Consider the following 20,553-nt stretch of genomic DNA (forward strand, 5'->3'; position numbering starts at 1 on the left):
GATGACCGCCGCCGCCCGCCCCGTCGCCGCCGCGACGCCGCACCGGCCGCGCCCGGCGCAGGCGCCGTCCGCGGCCACGCGCGCGTGCCCGGCGGACGGACGACCCACCCGTGCCTACCGGACCCCCGGTGCGGACGGCTCCACGCACGCGTGCCCCGCCTCCGCGGCCCTCGGCGCGCGGGACCTCCACCGGCCGGGCACGGGCGGCACACCCGCCTACCTCACCGTCCCGGCGGCCGACACCGCGGCCTCGCGCGACCCCTACGCCCGGCTGGCCAGGGGCTGCCGTCCGCGCGGCTGCCGCGCCCCGGCGCGCCGCGTGCACGGGCGCCGCGTCCGCTACGTCATCGGCGACGAGCCCGGCCAGGTCAACGGCATGCGATGGCGCGCGCGCACCGCGCGCCCCCTCCACCGCTGAGCCACCCCCCTCACCCTCCGTCCCGGTCGACCCGTGCGTCCCGGACGTGTCGATGGGCGGACGGGCGGGCAGCGGTCGGCGGTGGCGCCGGCGCCTGCCGTGACACCGTCAAGCCGAGACATCCGGGGGCACAGCCGCCCCCGCAGAGGAGCATGTCGCATGCCCAGCGAGTTCTTCCTTCCCGACCCCGAGGGCCGGGTCCCCAGCGCCGAGGGCTACTTCGGAGCCTATGGCGGCAAGTTCATCCCCGAGGCCCTCGTCGCCGCCGTCGACGAGGTGGCCGTCGAGTACGACAAGGCCAAGAGCGACCCCGCGTTCGCCGCCGAACTCGACGACCTGCTGGTCAACTACACCGGCCGGCCGAGCGCCCTCACCGAGGTGCCCCGGTTCGCCCGGCACGCGGGCGGGGCGCGGGTCTTCCTCAAGCGGGAGGACCTGAACCACACCGGCTCGCACAAGATCAACAACGTGCTGGGCCAGGCCCTGCTCACCAAGCGCATGGGCAAGACCCGGGTCATCGCCGAGACCGGCGCCGGTCAGCACGGCGTCGCCACCGCCACCGCCTGCGCCCTGTTCGGCCTCGAATGCACCATCTACATGGGCGAGATCGACACCCAGCGCCAGGCGCTGAACGTCGCCCGGATGCGGATGCTGGGCGCCGAGGTCATCCCCGTCAAGTCCGGCAGCCGCACCCTCAAGGACGCCATCAACGAGGCGTTCCGCGACTGGGTCGCCAACGTCGACCGCACGCACTACCTCTTCGGCACCGTCGCCGGACCGCACCCGTTCCCCGCCATGGTGCGCGACTTCCACCGCGTCATCGGCGCCGAGGCGCGCCGCCAGATCATGGAGAGGGCCGGCCGGCTGCCCGACGCGGCCGTCGCGTGCGTCGGCGGCGGCTCCAACGCGATCGGCCTGTTCCACGCGTTCATCGGTGACACCGACGTGCGCCTGGTGGGCTGCGAGCCCGCCGGACACGGCGTGGAGACGGGCGAGCACGCGGCCACCCTCACCGCCGGCGAGCCCGGCATCCTGCACGGCTCCCGGTCATACGTCCTCCAGGACGACGAGGGCCAGATCACCGAGCCCTACTCGATCTCCGCCGGCCTGGACTACCCCGGCATCGGCCCGGAGCACTCGTACCTCAAGGACAGCGGTCGCGCCGAGTACCGCGCGGTGACGGACGACGCGGCCATGCAGGCCCTGCGTCTGCTGTCCCGCACCGAGGGCATCATCCCGGCCATCGAGTCCGCCCACGCCCTCGCCGGCGCCCTGGAGCTGGGCCGGGAACTCGGCGAGGACGGCCTCATCGTCGTCAACCTCTCCGGCCGCGGCGACAAGGACATGGACACCGCCGCGCGCTACTTCGGCCTGTACGGCACCGACGCCGCCCCGGTCGAGGCCGACGCCTCCGCCGACGACGGCGCGGCCGAGATCCAGACGGACACCGAGATCGGGACGGACCCCGAGACCCGGACCGGCCCCGTGACCCGGGCCGGCACCACGGACCAGGCGGGCACCACGAACCAGGGGGGCACCAAGTGAGCGGGAACATCGAGCTGCTGAGCGACACCCTGCGGCGGGCCCGGAGCGAGAACCGGGCCGCGCTCATCGCGTACCTCCCGGCCGGCTTCCCCACCGTCGACGGCGGGATCGAAGCGGTCAAGGCGGTCTTCGAGGGCGGCGCCGACATCGTCGAGGTCGGCCTGCCGCACAGCGACCCGGTCCTGGACGGCCCGGTCATCCAGACCGCCGACGACATCGCGCTGCGCGGCGGCGTCCGGATCGCCGACGTCATGCGCACGGTCCGCGAGGCGCACGAGGCCACCGGCAAGCCGGTCCTCGTCATGACGTACTGGAACCCCGTCGACCGGTACGGCGTCGAGCGCTTCACCGCCGAACTCGCCGAGGCGGGCGGTGCCGGCTGCATCCTGCCCGACCTGCCCGTCCAGGAGTCCGCCGGGTGGCGCGAGCACGCCGACAAGCACGGCCTGGCGACCGTCTTCGTCGTCGCGCCCAGCAGCAGGGACGAGCGGCTGGCCACCATCACGGAGGCCGGTTCCGGCTTCGTCTACGCCGCGTCCCTGATGGGCGTCACCGGCACCCGCGAGTCCGTCGGCGAGCAGGCGGCCGACCTGGTGCGCCGCACCCGCGCCACCTCCGACCTGCCGGTCTGCGTGGGCCTCGGCGTCTCCAACGCCCAACAGGCCGCCGAGGTCGCCGGCTTCGCCGACGGGGTCATCGTCGGCTCCGCCTTCGTCAAGCGGATGCTCGACGCCGACGACCACGCGGCCGCCCTCGCCGCCGTACGGGAACTGGCGGGCGAACTGGCCCGCGGAGTGCGTCGGGTGTCGTAACTCGTACGGGTGGAAGTGGACCGGGGAGGCGCGCGGGCGCCTCCCCGGTTCGTTGCTGTGGGCGTGAGCGAGAAGAACAGTGCAGGCAAGCGGAGCGCGCGGACGCGCCTCCAGGAGGAACGCGAGCGCCAGAAGGCCCGCGACAAGCGCAGGCGCACCCTGATCGTCGCGGCGGCCGTCGTCGGCGTGCTCGGGCTGGCCGCGGTCGCCGGGCTCATCGCCGCCAACACCGGCGACAAGGGCGACAGCGCCGGCTCCGGTCCCGTGGCCGCCCCCACCGGCGCGGTGGGGAAGGACCGGCTGGCCATCCCGGTCGGCGCCACCGACGCCCCCTCCACGCTCACGATCTGGGAGGACTTCCGCTGCCCGGCCTGCGCCCAGTTCGAGAACGCCGCCCGGGACACGATCCACCAGCTGACCGACTCGGGACAGATCAAGGTCGAGTACCACCTGGCCACGATCATCGACGGCAACATGGGCGGCAGCGGCTCGCTCAACGCGGCGAACGCCGCGGCGTGCGCCCAGGACGCCGGCGCGTTCGTCCCGTTCCACGACGCGCTCTACCGGAGTCAGCCCCCGGAGCAGGACGACGCGTTCGCCCGGGACACCAGGCTCTTCGAACTGGCCGCCGGGGTGCCCGGCCTGGACACCCCCGCCTTCCGCTCCTGCGTGTCGAAGGGCACGCACGACGAGTGGGTGAACAAGTCCAACGAGGCGTTCCGCGGCGGCGACTTCCGGGGCACCCCGACGGTGCTCCTCAACGGCGAGTCGATCTTCCCGACCAAGGGCAAGGAACAGATCTCCATCGAGAACCTGAAGAAGTGGGTCGCCGAGGCGAACAAGGGCAAGAAGCCGGGCACGGCCTTCCCGTCCCCCGCCGCCTCCGCCTCGCCCCCGGCCCCCGCGTCCTCCCCCTCCGGCTGAGGGCGGCGGCCGTCCCGGGCGTTATCCAGTCTTTGCCGGGCGGGTTGCCCTGTCTCCCGCCCGGCAGGGTAGCGTCGGACCTGCCATGGACCTTGCCTACATTCCCAGCCCGTCGACCGGTGTGATCCATCTCGGACCGGTCCCGCTGCGCGGCTATGCCTTCTGCATCATCATCGGTGTCTTCGTCGCCGTCTGGTTCGGCAACAAGCGCTGGCTCGCCCGGGGCGGCAAAGCCGGCACCGTGGCCGACATCGCCGTGTGGGCCGTGCCCTTCGGCCTCGTCGGCGGCCGGCTCTACCACGTCATCACCGACTACCAGCTGTACTTCAGCGAGGGTGAGAACTGGGTCGACGCCTTCAAGATCTGGGAGGGTGGCCTCGGCATCTGGGGCGCCATCGCGCTCGGCGCCGTCGGAGCCTGGATCGGCTGCCGCCGCCGGGGCATCCCGCTGCCGGCGTACGCGGACGCCATCGCGCCCGGCATCGCGCTCGCCCAGGCGATCGGACGCTGGGGCAACTGGTTCAACCAGGAGCTGTACGGCCGGCGCACCGACCTGCCGTGGGCGCTGGAGATCAGCGAGGGCCCCAACCGCGAGGCCGGGCTGTACCACCCGACCTTCCTGTACGAGTCGCTGTGGTGCGTCGGCGTCGCGCTGCTGGTCGTCTGGGCGGACCGCCGCTTCCGGCTGGGGCACGGCCGGGCGTTCGCGCTGTACGTCGCGGCGTACTGCGCCGGTCGCGCCTGGATCGAGTACATGCGTGTCGACGAGGCGCACCACATTCTGGGTCTCCGGCTGAACGTGTGGACCGCGATCGTGGTCTTCCTGCTGGCCGTGACGTACATCGTCGTCTCGTCGCGGACGCGGCCGGGCCGCGAGGAGGTCGTGGAACCGGCGGCGCTCGCCGACGTGGCCAAGGCGGACGCGGAGAAGGCGGGCAAGGCCGACGCGGAGAAGGCGGCCAAGGCCGACCGGGACGCGGCGGAAGCGGACGAGCCGGGCGCGGGGAAGCCGGGCGCGGACCCGGCGGGGGCCGCCGACCGGGCGGTGCCCGCCCACGCGGACCGGGACACGGCCGCGACGCGTGCGAAGGCAGGGAGCGGGGAGACCGGTGTGAAGCCGGAGTCGGCCGAGAAGAGCTGACCTCTCCGAACCGCGCTACGGGGCGGTCGCCGGAACCGGGAGGTTCCGGCGACCGCCCCGTCGTCATGTGCGCCTGTTCCTGGCCAGGGCCAGGGTCCGGTGGGCGGCCGCGACGACCGCCGCGTCGACGAAGCGGCCGTCGGGAAGGGCCTGCGCGCCGGCGTCGGCTGCGGCCGCCTTGACGATCTCCTCCGCCGCCGCGATCTCCCCGGGCGCCGGGAGGTAGGCCCGCTCGATGACCGGGAGCTGCCGGGGGTGGATCGCGGCACGGCCCAGGAAGCCCAGCGCACGGCCGTGGGCGCACGAAGCGGCGAGCCCGTCGAGGTCGCGGATGTCCGGGTGGACGGACTGGGCGGGCGGGGGCAGGCCGGCCGCGCGGGCGGCCACCACGACGCGGCTGCGCGGCCAGTCCAGACCCCTGTCGTCGGGTACGCCGAGGTCGGCGCGGAGGTCCGCCTCGCCGAGGGCGATGCCCCGGACGGCCGGGTGGGCGGTGGCGATGGCGTGGGCGTGCTCGACGGCCAGGGCGGATTCCAGCAGCGCGTGGAGCGGGACGCCGGGGGCGAGGTCCGCGATCCGTCCGATGTCAGTGCCGTGTGTCACCTTGGGAACACGCAGTGCGGCGAGGCCGGGCAGGGGGGCCAGTGCCGCGATGGCCGTGGTGTCGTGGGCGCTGGGGAGGCGGACATGGACCGGTACGGGGTGGGGCGAGGAGAGCAGGTCGGTCGTGGCGGCGAGGGCGTACGCCCTGCGGTCCGGGGGCACCGCGTCCTCCAGGTCGACGATCACGACGTCGGCGCCGGAGGCGAGGGCCTTGGCGACGACGTCGGGCCGGTCGCCCGGGGCGTACAACCACGTCAGGGGCCACGCCCCGGGGGTAGCGGGCGGGGAGATCACAGTGCGCCCTCCGAGCGGAGGCCGGCGATCTCGTCTTCCGTCAGGCCGAGTTCGGTGAGGACGTCCCGGGTGTCGGCGCCGTGGGGGCGGCCGGTCCAGCGGATGGCGCCGGGTGTCTCGGAGAGCCGGAAGAGGACGTTCTGCATACGGACGGGGCCGAGTTCGGGATCGGGCACTTCGGTGACCGTGTCCAGGGCCTGGTACTGGGGGTCGGCCAGGACGTCGCGGATGTCGTAGACGGGGGCGATGGCCGCCTCCGCCTTCTCGAACGCCGCCATGGCCTCGTCGCGGGTGTGCCGGGCGATCCAGCCGCCGACCGCTTCGTCGAGGACGTCCGCGTGCCGGGCACGGGTGGTGCCTTCGGCGAACCAGGGTTCGGCGATCAGCTCGGGTCGGCCCACCAGCCGCATCACGCGTTCCGCGACGGACTGGGCGGAGGTGGACACGGCCAGCCACGAGCCGTCGGCGGTGCGGTAGGTGTTGCGCGGGGCGTTGTTGCGGGAGCGGTTGCCGGTGCGGGGCTGGACGTAGCCGAGCTGGTCGTACCAGAGCGGTTGCGGGCCGAGGACCATGAGGATCGGCTCGATGATCGCCATGTCGACGACCTGGCCGCGGCCGGTGGCGGCGCGGGCGTGGAGGGCGGTCATCACGGCGTAGGCGGTGGCCAGGGCGGCGATGGAGTCGGCGAGGCCGAAGGGAGGGAGCGTGGGCGGGCCGTCGGGTTCGCCGGTGATGGCCGCGAAGCCGCTCATGGCCTCGGCGAGCGTGCCGAAGCCGGGCCGGCGGGCGTACGGTCCGTACTGTCCGAAGCCGGTGACGCGGGCCAGCACCAGACGGTCGTTGGCGGCGGAGAGCTCGGGCCAGCCCAGGCCCCACTTCTCCAGGGTGCCGGGGCGGAAGTTCTCGACGACCACGTCGGCGGTCGCGGCGAGGCGGAGCAGGGTGGCGCGGCCGCCGGGGGTGGACAGGTCCAGGGTGATGGCGCGCTTGTTGCGGCCGAGCAGCTTCCACCAGAGCCCGACGCCGTTCTTGGCGGGTCCGTGGCCCCGGGACGGGTCGGGTCTGCGGGGGTGTTCGACCTTGATGACGTCGGCGCCGAAGTCGCCGAGCATGGTCGCGGCCAGCGGGCCGGCGAAGAGGGTGGCCAGGTCGAGGACGCGCAGGCCCTGGAGCGGGGGCGCGGCCGGGGAGGCGGTGGTCATACGGCGTCGATCTCCGGGCGGTACGGCATCGAGGACGTCGCGCCGGGGCGCTGGACGGACAGGGCGGCGGCGGACGACGCCCAGGCGAGGGCGTCCGGGACGGGGGTGCCCTCGCCGAGGGCGACGGCCAGGGTGCCGGCGAAGGTGTCGCCCGCGCCGGTGGTGTCGACGGCCCGGACCCGCGGGGCGGGGACGGTGACCGGGTCGGCGCCACGGGCCGCGTACAGACTCCCGGCCGAGCCGAGGGTGATGACGACCTCCGGCACGTGGCGGAGCAGTGCCCCGGCGGCCGCGCGCGGGTCGGCGTGGCCGGTGAGGGCCGCCGCCTCGTGTTCGTTGGGCACCAGCAGGTCGGTGGCGGCGAGCAGTTCCGGGGGCAGCGGCTGGGCGGGCGCCGGGGTGAGGATCGTGCGCACGCCGTGGCGGCGGGCGGCTTCGGCGCCGGCGGTGACGGCGGAGAGGGGGAGTTCCAGCTGGAGCAGCAGGGCCGATCCGGTGGCGATGAGCGTCTCGTCGCCGGGGGCCAGGGAGGTGACGGTGCCGTTGGCGCCCGGGATGACGACGATCGCGTTGCCGCCCTCGTCGTCGACGACGATGTGCGCGGTGCCCGAGGGGCCGTCGACGGTGCGGAGGAGGTCGGTGTCGACTCCGGCGCCGGTGAGTCCGGCCCGGAGCCGAGTGCCGAACTCGTCGGAGCCGACGGCGCCGATCATCGACACCTCGGCCCCGGCGCGCGCGGCGGCGACGGCCTGGTTCGCGCCCTTGCCGCCGGGGAACGTGCGGAACTCGCGGCCCGTGACGGTCTCGCCGGGTTTCGGGGCGCGGCTCACATAGGCGACGAGGTCCATGTTGGTGCTGCCGAGCACCACGATGTGGGTCATGGGCGGGGTGCCTCCTGGTGTGCGAGCCGGTGGGTGAGGGCGGCGAGGGTGTCGAACCCGGCGCCGTCGAACGTGGGGACGGAGGTGGCGAGGCGGTTCTTGAGGGGCGAGGTCCAGCGGTCGGGGATCCTTTCGGGCCGGCCGGCCAGGAGACCGGCGACGGAGCCGGCGGTGGCACCGTTGGAGTCGGTGTCCCAGCCGCCGGAGACGGCACGGCAGACGGAGAGGGTGAAGTCGCCGTCGGCGTGGGTGAGCGCGGCGGCGAGGAGGGCGGTGTTCGGCACGACGTGTACCCAGTGGTAGGAGCCGTAGGCGGCGTGGAGCCGGTCCACGACGGCGTCGAAATCGGTGTGGGCGTGGGCGGTCGCGATACCGAAGCGGACCGCGCGGGCCAGGCGTGAGTCGGGCGGGACGACGGCCAGCCCGGTGGCGAGCGACCGGTGGACGTCGGCCGTGCCGGAGGCGGCGGTGGCGATGACGGCCGCGGTGAACATGGCCCCGTACACACCGTTGGCGGTGTGCGTGAGGGTGGCGTCCCGGTGGGCCTGTTCGGCGGCGCCGGCCGGGTCGCCGGGGTGGGTCCAGCCGTGGACGTCCGCGCGGATCTGGGCGCCGATCCACTCGCGGAACGGGTTGCGGTGGGAGGCGGTGAGCGGCGGTTCGAGACCGGAGAGCAGGTTGCGGTACGCGACGCGTTCGGCGGTGAAGGTGCGGCCGGCCGGGAGCTCGTCCAGCCACAGGCGGGCGACGTCGGCGGTGCGGAAGCCGGGGCCGTACCGCTGGAGGAGGAGCAGGTTGAGCAGTGGGTAGTTGAGGTCGTCGTCCTCCGGCATGCCGTCGATGTTCTCGGCGAGGGACGTGGCGGCGGAACGGCGGTTCCAGGGGTGGGCGGCGGCGAGTTCCGGGGGCAGGCCCCTGGCGGTGAACCAGGAGGTGAGCGGCCAGTTCCCGGTGGCGGCGGCGAGCGCCCGGATCGCGGAGAGCGGCAGCTTCTCGACCGGCTTGCCGAGCAGGCACCCGGCGGCCCGCCCCAGCCACGCGGCGTGCAGCCGCGCGCCCAGCCCGGGCGCGACCGCTTCCGGCCCGACCGCGCCTCCGGCCGGCGCGACCGCTTCCGGCCCGACCGCGCCTCCGGCCGGCGCGTGCGGCGTGTCCCGCGCGGGCGGGTGGGCGGCTTCCGGGGGTGCGGGGGGTCCGGGCGGGGCGGTCGCCGCCGTGCCGGCGCGGGGTGGCGGCGCGGGCGTGCGCGCGAGGACCGGGCCGGGCAGCGGGGTGTCCGGGCCGGCGGGGCGGGGCCAGTGGGGGCAGATCCGCCGGATGTGGGTGAGGGAGGTGGGTTCGGCGGCGGACAGCGGGACGGGCAGAGCGGCCAGTTCGTCGAGGAGGCGTTCCGCCAGGGCCCGCAGGTGCGGGGGAGCGGGCGTCCGGGAGGCGCCGGCCGCCACGGGGGCGGGGGTGCCCCCGGCGGCGTGCCATCGGGCCTCTACGGCCGAGGCGTCCCGGCCGTCCTCCACCGCCTGGCGCAGCTCGTGGCCGATCAGGTCCTCGGGCTGGACCCAGGTGAGGCGCACGCTCACCGGAGCGCCCCGGGGACGGGGGAGAGGGCGACGAACGCCCGCTCGTGGGCGCGGCGGCGGGCCGTGTCGCGCACGAAGACCTCGTGGGCCACGTCGGCCAGCACCGCGGCCGGGGCGTGCAGGTCGAGGCGGCTGGCCTCGGCGACCCGCTTCGCCCACGCGGCGGGGACGGCCGCCTCCCCGTGCAGCGCGCCCGCGACGGCGCCCGCCATGGTGGCGATCGAGTCGCAGTCGCGGCCGTAGTTGACGGCGCCCAGCACCGTACGGCGGTAGTCGCCCTCGCCGACCAGCAGCATGCCGAGGGCGATGGGGAGTTCCTCGATGGTGTGCAGCCGGGACGGGCGGCGGGCGCCGAGGGAGGGGGAGCGGTAGTCGGGGCCCACCGTGTCGAAGGGGGCGACCGCCTCGCGCAGGGGGCGCAGGGCCGGTTCGAAGTCGGTGTACCCGGCGGCGACCTCCGCCACCGCCTCGATCGCCGATCGGGTGCCGTCCTTGGCCAGGTCGAGCACGGTGTCGACGACGGAGGCGGGCGTCGCGCCCGGTGCGCAGGCCGCGGCGACCGCCGCCGCGAACACCCCGGCGGCCTCGCGGCCGTACGAGGACTGGTGGGCGCCGGCGATGTCGAGGGCCTCGGCGTACGCGCCGGCCGGGTTCGCGGCGTTGACCAGGCCGACGGGCGCCATGTACATCGCGGCGCCGCAGTTGACGATGTTCCCGGCACCCGCCTCGCGCGGGTCGACGTGGCCGTAGTGGAGGCGGGCCACCAGCCACTTCTCGGCGAGGAAGATCCGCTGGAGGGGCAGTGCCTCGGCCTCCAGTTCCGGGATCCAGCGGGGCGTGGACATCAGGTCGGGCACCAGGTGGTCGGCCACGGCGTAGGCGTCGAGGTGGTCGCGGACCACGTCGTACACCCGTACCAGCGCGTGTGTCATGAGGGTGTCGTCGGTGACGTGCCCGTCGCCCTTGTGGTACGGGGCGATGGGGCGGGCGGTGCGCCACTCGTCGCCGTTCCAGGGTCCGACGATGCCGGTGACGCGGCCTCCGTGGCGTTCGGCGATCCGTTCGGGGGCGTAGCCCTCGACCGCACCGCCGAGCGCGTCACCTACGGCTGCTCCGACGAGGCTGCCGGCGATCCGGTCCTCAAGTGTGGGTTTCGGCGTCATGTCGGAATTGTCCACCCGGGGTGGCGAGTTCCGTGTGTGCGAGCTGCCCGGCGAGTTCCACCAGATCCGTGCCCCTGAGCCGGGGCAGCGCGCAGCCGGCGAGGGTGCGGCAGGCGTCGCGCCAGGTGGCGGGCACCCCGGCGCCGCCGCTGAGCGCCCCGGTCAGCGCGCCCGCCAGCGCCGGCGCGGAGTCGGCGACCCGGGACAGGCAGGCCGCGGCCGGTACCGCCTCGGTGACCCTCCCGTGCGCCGCCGTGGTCAGCGCGAGGGCGACCGGGACGGTCTCGGCGGCGGCGATCCCGTAGCTGTAGACGTGGTCGACGATCTGGTGCTCCAGGAGCGGGACCAGGCCGAAGGCGCTGTCGGCGGTACGGGCGAGCCCGGTGGCGTGCCGGGCGTTGCGGCCGATCTCGGTGGCGGGCGGCAGCTGGGCGAGCGCGGCGTCCACCGCCTCGTCGGCGGTCGCCCCGCCGAGGGCGGCGGCCACGGCGGCGGCCATGGCGCGGGCGCCGTGCACGCCGTCGCCGTCCTGGGTGTACCGGGCGTCGAACTCGGCGAGTTCGGCGGCGGCCCGGGGATCGCCCGGGTGGGCGACGGCGAGGACGGCGGCGCGGACGCAGGCGGCGTCGTCGAAGTAGTGCGGGTTGTCGTGGCCGGTGGCGGGCGGGCGCAGGCCGGTGGCGAGGTTGCCGAGGCCCGCGCGTACGGAGATACGGGCCCGCAGGGGCAGGACCGCGGACTCGACCTCGGGGGCGCGGTCGGCGGCCGCGGCGATCTCGGCGGCCAGGGAGTTCCAGGCCAGGTCGACCGCCGCGCACAGGCGACGGGTGCGCGGCAGCGAGCGGAAGAGGTCGCCGGCCGCGGCGAGCAGGGTCTCGGCGGTGAACACCGCCCACTCGGCGTCGTCGGACGGGCCGAGGCGGAGCGGTTCGGGGGGCTGGTTGAGGGCGATGGGGACGGGGAGGGTGGTGGTGGCGTTCTGCTCGGCGAAGGTGTCGAGCTCGCGGGTGAGGCGCCGGGTCCACTCGGGCATCCTGGCGGCGCGGTGCCGGGCGGCGGGCCAGCCGGCGGCGTCACCTGCGGCCAGGCCGAGCAGGAGGCCCTCGACGCGGCGGGGGTCGCCCGGCGGGGCGGTGTGCGCCGCGCCCCTTTCGAAGGCCCCGGCGCGGCCCGCCTCCCTCCCGGCGTCCGCCGGCGCCCCTCGCCCCGCCGGACCCGCTGGTGCCACCGGACCCACCGGACCCGCCGGACCCGCTGGTGCCCCAGGTGCCACAGGGGTCGCGGCCGCGGTGCCCGGCTCCGAGAGACCGGCCCGGCGGCCCGGCGGGGCGTGCGGTGGCGTGGGCGGCATCAGGGGGCCTCCGTGTCGTCGTACGGGGTGAGCAGCTCCGCGACGTCCAGCACGTGGTAGCCGCGCATCGAGGGCAGGCAGCTGCCGCGTACGGGGCCGATCGCGGCCGCCCAGTCCGGGGGGATCGCCGCCGCGCCGGACATCGCCCCGGCCAGGGCACCCGCCACCGCGGCGGTCGTGTCGGCGTCCCGCCCCATGTTGACGGCGGTGAGCACCGACGTGGGGAAGTCGCCGCGAGCAGCCGCGAACGCCCCGAAGGCGAGCCCCACCGCCTCCGGGGCCAGGTCCGTCCAGGGGTAGCCGCCGACGACCACCGCCGAGCGGACGGCCCGCTCCCGGGCCAGCGCATCGGGCTGGACGCGCTGGGCCGCGACGACCGCGCGCCGCATCGACCGGGCCGTCCAGGAGTCCATCGGCACCACCGACAGCGCGGCCGCGATCACCGAAGCGGGACCGGCGCCCGACATCGCCGCCGCGACGCCCGCCGCGACCGCCTGGCCCCCGTAGATGCCCTCGCCCTCGTGGCTGACCGTGCCGTCGATGGCGACCAGCCGCGCCGCCTCCGCCGGGCGCCCCGCCGCGAACACGCCGAACGGGGCCGCCCGCATGGCCAGCCCGTCGCTCCAGGCGTGCCGGTGCTGGGCCGAGATGGGGGCGGCCAGGCCGCGCCGGAGGTTCTCCAGGGTGCCGCGCTCGCTGAAGCCCGCACCGCGGAACGGGCCCTCGTCGAGGTCGGCGATCCAGCGGTGCCACGCCTGCTCGACATGGGAGACGGTCAGCGCCGAGCCGTGCCGGGCCAGCAGCAGCCCGGAGAAGATCGCGTACTCGGTGTCGTCCGTGCCGGCCGGGTCGTCGCTGACGAACCCCTCGATCCTGCCCCAGCGGCGGCGGATCTCCGAGGGCCGCATGTTCTCGGCCGGGGCTCCGAGCGCGTCGCCGACGGCCAGTCCCAGCAGCGCGCCCCGCGCGCGGTCGAGCAGCGACGCCGCGTCGGCGGGGAAAGCGGGATCGCGGGTGACCGGCTCCATCGGCTCCATCGGCGTGGCCCTTCCGTGCGCACCGATCCGATTCCTGGATGTGTGCCACGCGCGGCGCGGGCGCTGTCGGCGTGGGCGGCGCTGTCACCCGCCTGCCGCAGCCGTCCCGCACACGCCGCGAAGTACCTGGTCAGCCCGCAGGTAAGTAAAGCCTGCCTTGCTGGCGAGCCCCTTACATAGCGCGTATTTTCGATGGTGTCGGGGGAGTCGTCCGGACCCGCCGCTGCACGCAAGGCGTAAGGGGAGAGCTGTGTCCATCATCGAGACCGAGGCGACGCTTCACGAGGCCCACCGGGACAACCACACCCACCGGGATGTGAACGGCGGCTGGCTCCGCCCCGCCGTCTTCGGCGCGATGGACGGCCTGGTCTCCAACCTCGCCCTGATGACCGGTGTCGCGGGCGGTGCGGTGTCCCAGCAGACCATCGTCATCACGGGCCTGGCCGGGCTCGCGGCCGGCGCGTTCTCCATGGCCGCCGGCGAGTACACCTCCGTGGCCTCGCAGCGCGAGCTCGTCCAGGCCGAACTGGACGTGGAGCGTCACCAGTTGCGCAAGCACCCGGTGGACGAGATGGAGGAGCTCGCCGCGCTGTACGTGGCGCGGGGCGTCGAGCCCGCGCTCGCCCGTGAGGTCGCCATGCAGCTGTCGAAGGACCCGGAGCAGGCGCTGGAGATCCACGCCCGCGAGGAACTGGGCATCGACCCGGACGACCTGCCCTCGCCCGCCGTCGCCGCCGTGTCCTCCTTCGGTTCGTTCGCACTGGGCGCGCTGCTGCCCGTGCTGCCCTACCTGCTGGGCGCCACCGTGCTGTGGCCGGCGGTGCTGCTGGCCCTGCTGGGGCTGTTCGCGTGCGGCGCCCTGGTGGCCCGGGTGACGGCGCGCAGCTGGTGGTACAGCGGCCTGCGTCAGCTCGCCCTCGGTGGCGCGGCGGCGGCCGTCACCTACGGGCTCGGCGCCCTGTTCGGTGCGGCGATCTGAGTCTTCGCAGGCCGGCCCCCTCGACGAGCGGTCGGGGGGGCTTCGCCGTACCGTGGCGGTACCGGTGGGACGCCGTGGCGGTACCCGGAGAGAACACCGTGGCGTTACCCGGTGGGAACGCGGTGCCCCCACCGTGTCCCTCACCACCGACCGCCCGCCCGTTGTGACGAACGTCCAATAGCCCTATCCGCTCCCGCGATGAGACACTATGCAACGCGGCACATAAGTAGCCGTAACACGGCGGTTTCGCATCCCTCCACACGGGGCATGAGCCGTGAGCGCTGCGGGCAATGAAGCCCGCTCACCCCACAGGCCGCCGGCTGTCTTTCCATGACGGTCCGTCCGCCTGGCAGGCTGGTGAAACCCGGCTCATGAAACGTCGCCGCCGCCACCGGTGTCCGCATGTTGGAACGAGCTTTCCGCTTTCCGAGAAGCACTCCATCATGTAACCTGCACGAAATTTTGCGGAGGGCCAACGTCGTCCCTCTGGTACTCGCTCCCCCGGACTGCCGTCCGGGAGGTGCCCCCAGCCACGACGACGACGGGAGAGCCGATGCGTTCCGACGCCTGGTCGCCCATGGACGGTCGCCCCGCCCCGCAGGGTATGTACGACCCCCGCAACGAGCACGACGCCTGTGGTGTCGGCTTCGTTGCCACCCTCACCGGTGTCGCCAGCCACGCGCTGGTGGAACAGGCGCTGACCGTTCTGCGCAACCTGGAGCACCGGGGCGCCACCGGCTCCGAGCCCGACTCCGGCGACGGCGCGGGCATCCTGCTCCAGGTGCCGGACGCGTTCCTCCGCGAGGTCACCGACTTCGCGCTCCCGGCAGCCGGTGAGTACGCCGTCGGCATCGCCTTCCTCCCCGCCGACGGCTCCGCACAGGCCGTCTCGCGGATCGAGACGATCGCCGCCGAGGAGAACCTCACCGTCCTCGGCTGGCGCGACGTCCCCGTCGCCCCCGAGCTGCTCGGCGCCACCGCCCGCTCGACCATGCCGGCCTTCCGCCAGCTGTTCGTGAGCGACGGCGGTACGAGCACGGGCATCGCGCTGGACCGCAAGGCGTTCCTGCTGCGCAAGCGCGCCGAGCGCGAGGCCGGGGTCTACTTCCCCTCGCTCTCCGCCCGCACCATCGTCTACAAGGGCATGCTCACCACCGGGCAGCTGGAGCCCTTCTTCCCGGACCTGTCGGACCGCCGCTGCGCCACCGCGGTCGCGCTCGTGCACTCCCGGTTCTCCACGAACACCTTCCCGAGCTGGCCGCTGGCCCACCCGTACCGCTTCGTCGCCCACAACGGCGAGATCAACACGGTCAAGGGCAACCGCAACTGGATGCGGGCCCGCGAGTCGCAGCTCGTCTCCGACCTCTTCGGGCCCGAGAAGCTGGACCGGATCTTCCCGGTGTGCACGCCGGACGCCTCCGACTCCGCCTCCTTCGACGAGGTGCTGGAACTGCTCCACCTCGGCGGCCGTTCGCTGCCGCACAGCGTCCTGATGATGGTCCCCGAGGCGTGGGAGAACCACGACTCCATGGACCCGGCCCGGCGCGCCTTCTACCAGTACCACTCCACGATGATGGAGCCCTGGGACGGCCCGGCCTGTGTCACCTTCACCGACGGCGTCCAGGTCGGCGCCGTTCTCGACCGCAACGGCCTGCGCCCCGGCCGCTACTGGGTCACCGACGAGGGCCTCGTGGTGCTGTCCTCCGAGGTCGGCGTCCTCGACATCGACCCCGCCAAGGTCGTCCGCAAGGGCCGCCTCCAGCCCGGCAGGATGTTCCTCGTCGACACCGCCGAGCACCGCATCATCGAGGACGACGAGATCAAGGCCGCCCTCGCCGCCGAACACCCGTACCAGGAGTGGCTGGAGAGCGGGACCATCGAGCTCGAGGACCTCCCCGAGCGCGAGCACATCGTCCACACCCACGCCTCGGTCACCCGCCGCCAGCAGACCTTCGGCTACACCGAGGAAGAGCTGCGCGTCATCCTCGCGCCGATGGCCCGCACCGGCGGCGAGCCCCTCGGCTCGATGGGCACGGACTCGCCGATCGCCGCGCTCTCCGAGCGCCCGCGCCTGCTGTTCGACTACTTCACCCAGCTGTTCGCCCAGGTCACCAACCCGCCGCTGGACGCCATCCGCGAGGAGCTCGTCACCTCGCTGCACTCCTCGCTCGGCCCCCAGGGCAACCTGCTGGAGCCGACCGCCGCGTCCTGCCGCAGCGTCACCCTGCCGTTCCCGGTGATCGACAACGACGAGCTGGCCAAGCTCATCCACATCAACGCCGACGGCGACATGCCCGGCATGACGGCCGCCACGCTCTCCGGCCTCTACCGGGTCTCCGGCGGCGGCGAGGCCCTCGCCGCCCGCATCGAGGAGATCTGCGCCGAGGCCGACGCCGCCATCGAGGGCGGCGCCCGCCTGATCGTGCTGTCCGACCGGCACTCCGACGCCGAGCACGCGCCGATCCCGTCGCTGCTGCTCACCTCCGCCGTCCACCACCACCTGATCCGCACCAAGCAGCGCACCCAGGTGGGTCTGCTGGTCGAGGCCGGTGACGTGCGCGAGGTCCACCACGTCGCGCTGCTGATCGGCTACGGCGCCGCCGCCGTCAACCCGTACCTCGCCATGGAGTCGGTCGAGGACCTGGTCCGCGCCGGCACCTTCGTCGAGGACCTGGAGCCCGAGCAGGCCATCCGCAACCTGATTCACGCCCTCGGCAAGGGCGTCCTGAAGGTCATGTCCAAGATGGGCATCTCGACCGTCGCCTCCTACCGCGGCGCGCAGGTCTTCGAGGCCGTCGGCCTCGACGAGGCCTTCGTCGAGAAGTACTTCAACGGCACCGCCACCAAGATCGGCGGCGCCGGCCTGGACGTCGTCGCCAAGGAGGTCGCCGCCCGCCACGCCAAGGCGTACCCCGCCTCCGGCGTCCCCTCCGCGCACCGCGCGCTGGACATCGGCGGCGAGTACCAGTGGCGCCGCGAGGGCGAGCCGCACCTGTTCGACCCGGAGACGGTCTTCCGCCTCCAGCACGCCACGCGCTCCGGCCGCTACGACATCTTCAAGAAGTACACGGACCGGGTGAACGAGCAGTCCGAGCGCCTGATGACGCTCCGCGGCCTGTTCGGCTTCAAGTCCGGCCGCCCCTCGATCCCCGTCGAGGAGGTCGAGCCGGCGTCCGAGATCGTCAAGCGGTTCTCCACCGGCGCCATGTCGTACGGCTCCATCTCCCAGGAGGCGCACGAGACCCTCGCGATCGCCATGAACCAGCTGGGCGCCAAGTCCAACACCGGTGAGGGCGGCGAGGACCCGGAGCGCCTGTACGACCCGGCGCGCCGGTCGAGCATCAAGCAGGTCGCCTCCGGCCGCTTCGGCGTGACCAGCGAGTACCTGGTCAACGCGGACGACATCCAGATCAAGATGGCCCAGGGCGCCAAGCCCGGCGAGGGCGGCCAGCTGCCCGGCCACAAGGTGTACCCGTGGGTCGCCAAGACCCGGCACTCCACTCCGGGCGTCGGTCTGATCTCCCCGCCGCCGCACCACGACATCTACTCCATCGAGGACCTGGCTCAGCTGATCCACGACCTCAAGAACGCCAACCCGGCCGCCCGCATCCACGTGAAGCTGGTCTCCGAGGTCGGCGTCGGCACCGTCGCCGCCGGTGTCTCCAAGGCCCACGCGGACGTGGTGCTCATCTCCGGCCACGACGGCGGTACGGGCGCCTCGCCGCTCACGTCGCTCAAGCACGCGGGCGGCCCCTGGGAGCTCGGCCTCGCCGAGACCCAGCAGACCCTGCTGCTCAACGGCCTGCGCGACCGGATCGTCGTCCAGACCGACGGCCAGCTCAAGACCGGCCGCGACGTCGTCATCGCCGCGCTGCTCGGCGCCGAGGAGTTCGGTTTCGCGACCGCTCCGCTGGTCGTCTCCGGCTGCGTCATGATGCGCGTCTGCCACCTGGACACCTGCCCGGTCGGCATCGCCACCCAGAACCCGGTGCTGCGCGACCGCTTCTCCGGCAAGGCCGAGTACGTCGTCAACTTCTTCCGGTTCATCGCGGAGGAGGTCCGCGAGCTCCTCGCGGAGCTGGGCTTCCGCACGCTGGAGGAGGCCGTCGGCCACGCCGAGCTGCTCGACACCGAGCGGGCCGTCACGCACTGGAAGGCGCAGGGCCTGGACCTGGACCCGCTGTTCCACGTGCCGGAGCTGCCCGAGGGCGCGGTGCGCCACCAGCGGCACGAGCAGGACCACGGCCTGGAGAAGGCGCTCGACAACCAGCTCATCGAGCTGGCCGCCGAGGCGCTCGGCGCCGCCTCCGCCGAGGAGGCCCGCCCGGTCCGCGCCCAGGTCGCGATCCGCAACATCAACCGCACCGTCGGCACCATGCTCGGCCACGAGGTCACGAAGAAGTTCGGTGGCGCGGGCCTGCCCGACGACACCATCGACATCACCTTCACCGGCTCGGCCGGCCAGTCCTTCGGCGCCTTCGTGCCGCGCGGCATCACGCTCCGCCTGGAGGGCGACGCCAACGACTACGTCGGCAAGGGCCTGTCCGGCGGCCGGGTGATCGTCCGCCCCGACCGGGGCGCCGACCACCTGGCCGAGTACTCCACGATCGCGGGCAACACCATCGCGTACGGCGCGACCGGCGGCGAGATCTTCCTGCGCGGTCGCACCGGCGAGCGGTTCTGCGTCCGCAACTCCGGCGCGCTGGTCGTCTCCGAGGGCGTGGGCGACCACGGCTGCGAGTACATGACCGGCGGTCACGCGGTGGTCCTCGGCGAGACGGGCCGCAACTTCGCGGCCGGTATGTCGGGTGGCATCGCGTACGTCATCGACCTCGACCGGGACAACGTCAACTCCGGCAACCTCGGCGCGGTCGAGGCCCTGGACGAGACCGACAGGGCGTGGCTGTACGACGTCGTGCGCCGCCACCACGAGGAGACGGGCTCGACCGTGGCCGAGAAGCTCCTTGCCGACTGGACCACCGCCGCGGACCGATTCAGCAAGATCATCCCGACCACGTACAAGGCAGTGCTCGCCGCCAAGGACGCCGCTGAGCTCGCCGGTCTCTCCGAGCAGGAGACCACCGAGAAGATGATGGAGGCGGCGACCAATGGCTGACCCCAAGGGCTTCCTGACCACCGGGCGCGAGGTCGCCGAGACCCGCCCCGTGGCCGAGCGCGTCAAGGACTGGAACGAGGTCTACGTCCCCGGCTCCCTGCTGCCGATCATCAGCAAGCAGGCCGGCCGGTGCATGGACTGCGGCATCCCGTTCTGCCACAACGGCTGTCCGCTCGGGAACCTGATCCCCGAGTGGAACGACTACGCCTACCGCGAGGACTGGTCCGCCGCGTCCGAGCGGCTGCACGCCACGAACAACTTTCCGGAGTTCACCGGGCGGCTGTGCCCGGCGCCCTGCGAGTCGGCGTGCGTGCTGGGCATCAACCAGCCGCCGGTGACCATCAAGAACGTCGAGGTCTCGATCATCGACAAGGCGTGGGACTCCGGTGACGTCACGCCGCAGCCGCCGGAGCGGCTGTCCGGCAAGACCGTCGCCGTCATCGGCTCCGGCCCGGCGGGCCTCGCCGCCGCGCAGCAGCTGACCCGGGCCGGCCACACGGTCGCCGTGTACGAGCGGGCCGACCGCATCGGCGGCCTGCTGCGGTACGGCATCCCCGAGTTCAAGATGGAGAAGGTGCACATCAACCGGCGCATCGAGCAGATGCGCGCGGAGGGCACCAAGTTCCGTACGGAGGTCGAGATCGGCCGCGACATCGACGCCGCGAAGCTGCGGCGCCGGTACGACGCGGTCGTCATCGCCGCCGGTGCCACCGTCTCGCGCGACCTGCCGGTCCCCGGCCGGGAGCTCAAGGGCATCCACTTCGCGATGGAGTACCTGCCGCTCGCCAACAAGGTGCAGGAGGGCGACTTCGTGGCGCCCCCCATCACCGCCGAGGGCAAGCACGTGGTGGTCATCGGCGGCGGCGACACCGGCGCGGACTGCGTGGGCACCGCCCACCGCCAGGGCGCGGCCTCCGTCACCCAGCTGGAGATCATGCCCCGCCCGGGCGAGGAGCGGAACGCGAACCAGCCGTGGCCGACCTTCCCGATGCTCTACAAGGTCACCTCGGCCCACGAGGAGGGCGGCGAGCGGATCTACTCCGTCTCCACCACCCACTTCGAGGGTGACGAGGACGGCAACGTCCAGTTCCTCCACCTCGTGGAGGTGGAGTTCAAGGACGGCAAGCTGGAGCAGAAGCCCGGCACCGAGCGGAAGATCCCGGCCCAGCTGGTCACCCTCGCCATGGGCTTCACCGGCACCGACCAGTCCAACGGCCTGGTGCGGCAGTTCGGCCTGGAGCTCGACGAGCGGGGCAACATCGCCCGCGACGCCGACTACGCGACCAACGTCGACGGCGTGTTCGTCGCCGGTGACGCCGGCCGCGGCCAGTCGCTGATCGTCTGGGCCATCGCCGAGGGCCGCTCGGCGGCGCGCGGCGTGGACCGCTACCTGACGGGCGCCAGCGAACTGCCGGCCCCCATCCGCCCGACCGACCGCGCGCTCACGGTCTGACACCCCGGCCGGGCGTCCCGCACACCGCCGTACGGGACGCCCCCGGCCGAGGCCGTC

The 20,553-nt window shown here is 73.8% G+C and carries 14 protein-coding genes and 1 pseudogene; 8 read left to right on the forward strand and 7 right to left on the reverse strand.

The features are described from left to right. Position 1 precedes the first annotated feature (1 nt). The 5 genes and pseudogenes from trpM (at position 2) to lgt (ending at position 4,840) form a co-directional block, all read left to right on the forward strand. Positions 2-418, forward strand: coding sequence for a tryptophan biosynthesis modulator TrpM (trpM, locus tag IE109_RS01660; protein WP_189548855.1), 417 nt, complete (start codon positions 2-4; stop codon positions 416-418). Between the two features lie 159 nt (positions 419-577). Continuing rightward, a pseudogene (trpB, locus tag IE109_RS01665) lies at positions 578-1,870 on the forward strand (tryptophan synthase subunit beta); the annotation flags it as partial. Between the two features lie 89 nt (positions 1,871-1,959). After that, positions 1,960-2,775 carry a tryptophan synthase subunit alpha gene (gene trpA / locus IE109_RS01670; protein ID WP_189548586.1) on the forward strand — a complete coding sequence of 272 codons (816 nt, stop codon included), beginning with the start codon at positions 1,960-1,962 and terminating at the stop codon, positions 2,773-2,775. Positions 2,776-2,838: 63 nt separating this feature from the next. Next, positions 2,839-3,699 carry a DsbA family protein gene (locus tag IE109_RS01675; RefSeq protein WP_189548587.1) on the forward strand — a complete coding sequence of 287 codons (861 nt, stop codon included), beginning with the start codon at positions 2,839-2,841 and terminating at the stop codon, positions 3,697-3,699. 85 nt (positions 3,700-3,784) lie between these two features. Next, the gene (gene lgt, locus IE109_RS01680) at positions 3,785-4,840 is read left to right on the forward strand and encodes a prolipoprotein diacylglyceryl transferase (RefSeq protein ID WP_229890435.1); all 1,056 of its coding nucleotides are present in this window, start codon (positions 3,785-3,787) and stop codon (positions 4,838-4,840) included. A 63-nt stretch (positions 4,841-4,903) separates the two neighbouring features. Here the strand turns inward: lgt and IE109_RS01685 are convergent, their stop codons facing one another. From IE109_RS01685 to IE109_RS01715, 7 genes are read right to left on the reverse strand one after another with little or no spacing between them, the layout of a single operon-like run. Continuing rightward, on the reverse strand, positions 4,904-5,734 hold the full coding sequence (locus tag IE109_RS01685; protein WP_189548832.1) for an HpcH/HpaI aldolase/citrate lyase family protein: 831 nt from the start codon (positions 5,732-5,734) through the stop codon (positions 4,904-4,906). Then, entirely contained in the window at positions 5,734-6,939 is a 1,206-nt protein-coding gene (locus IE109_RS01690; RefSeq protein ID WP_189548588.1) for a CaiB/BaiF CoA transferase family protein, read from the reverse strand. The genes IE109_RS01685 and IE109_RS01690 overlap by 1 nt, the downstream gene beginning before the upstream one ends. Continuing rightward, positions 6,936-7,820, reverse strand: coding sequence for a ribokinase (gene rbsK / locus IE109_RS01695; protein WP_189548589.1), 885 nt, complete (start codon positions 7,818-7,820; stop codon positions 6,936-6,938). The genes IE109_RS01690 and rbsK overlap by 4 nt, the downstream gene beginning before the upstream one ends. Beyond that, positions 7,817-9,397, reverse strand: coding sequence for an ADP-ribosylglycohydrolase family protein (locus IE109_RS01700; protein WP_189548590.1), 1,581 nt, complete (start codon positions 9,395-9,397; stop codon positions 7,817-7,819). Before IE109_RS01700 ends, rbsK begins: the two co-directional genes overlap by 4 nt. Next, complete coding sequence (locus IE109_RS01705; protein ID WP_189548591.1) at positions 9,394-10,560, reverse strand: ADP-ribosylglycohydrolase family protein; 1,167 nt, start codon at positions 10,558-10,560, stop codon at positions 9,394-9,396. The genes IE109_RS01700 and IE109_RS01705 overlap by 4 nt, the downstream gene beginning before the upstream one ends. Then, the gene (locus tag IE109_RS01710) at positions 10,538-11,911 is read right to left on the reverse strand and encodes an ADP-ribosylglycohydrolase family protein (RefSeq protein WP_373297602.1); all 1,374 of its coding nucleotides are present in this window, start codon (positions 11,909-11,911) and stop codon (positions 10,538-10,540) included. The genes IE109_RS01705 and IE109_RS01710 overlap by 23 nt, the downstream gene beginning before the upstream one ends. Further along, positions 11,911-12,939: an ADP-ribosylglycohydrolase family protein gene (locus tag IE109_RS01715; protein ID WP_189548833.1), complete on the reverse strand. Its 1,029-nt coding sequence runs from the start codon at positions 12,937-12,939 to the stop codon at positions 11,911-11,913. Before IE109_RS01715 ends, IE109_RS01710 begins: the two co-directional genes overlap by 1 nt. A gap of 259 nt (positions 12,940-13,198) precedes the next feature. Between IE109_RS01715 and IE109_RS01720 the strand changes: the two genes are divergently transcribed. The 3 genes from IE109_RS01720 to IE109_RS01730 all read left to right on the forward strand — a co-directional run bounded on the left by IE109_RS01720 (position 13,199) and on the right by IE109_RS01730 (position 20,496). Further along, positions 13,199-13,927: a VIT1/CCC1 transporter family protein gene (locus IE109_RS01720; RefSeq protein ID WP_189548593.1), complete on the forward strand. Its 729-nt coding sequence runs from the start codon at positions 13,199-13,201 to the stop codon at positions 13,925-13,927. A gap of 553 nt (positions 13,928-14,480) precedes the next feature. Continuing rightward, positions 14,481-19,043, forward strand: coding sequence for a glutamate synthase large subunit (gene gltB, locus IE109_RS01725; protein ID WP_189548594.1), 4,563 nt, complete (start codon positions 14,481-14,483; stop codon positions 19,041-19,043). After that, positions 19,036-20,496, forward strand: a complete 1,461-nt coding sequence (locus IE109_RS01730) for a glutamate synthase subunit beta (protein WP_189548595.1) — start codon at positions 19,036-19,038, stop codon at positions 20,494-20,496. The genes gltB and IE109_RS01730 overlap by 8 nt, the downstream gene beginning before the upstream one ends. Positions 20,497-20,553: the final 57 nt, after the last annotated feature.

The sequence above is a fragment of the Streptomyces lavendofoliae genome (assembly GCF_014649735.1).
GTDB classification, from domain to species: Bacteria; Actinomycetota; Actinomycetes; order Streptomycetales; family Streptomycetaceae; genus Streptomyces; species Streptomyces lavendofoliae.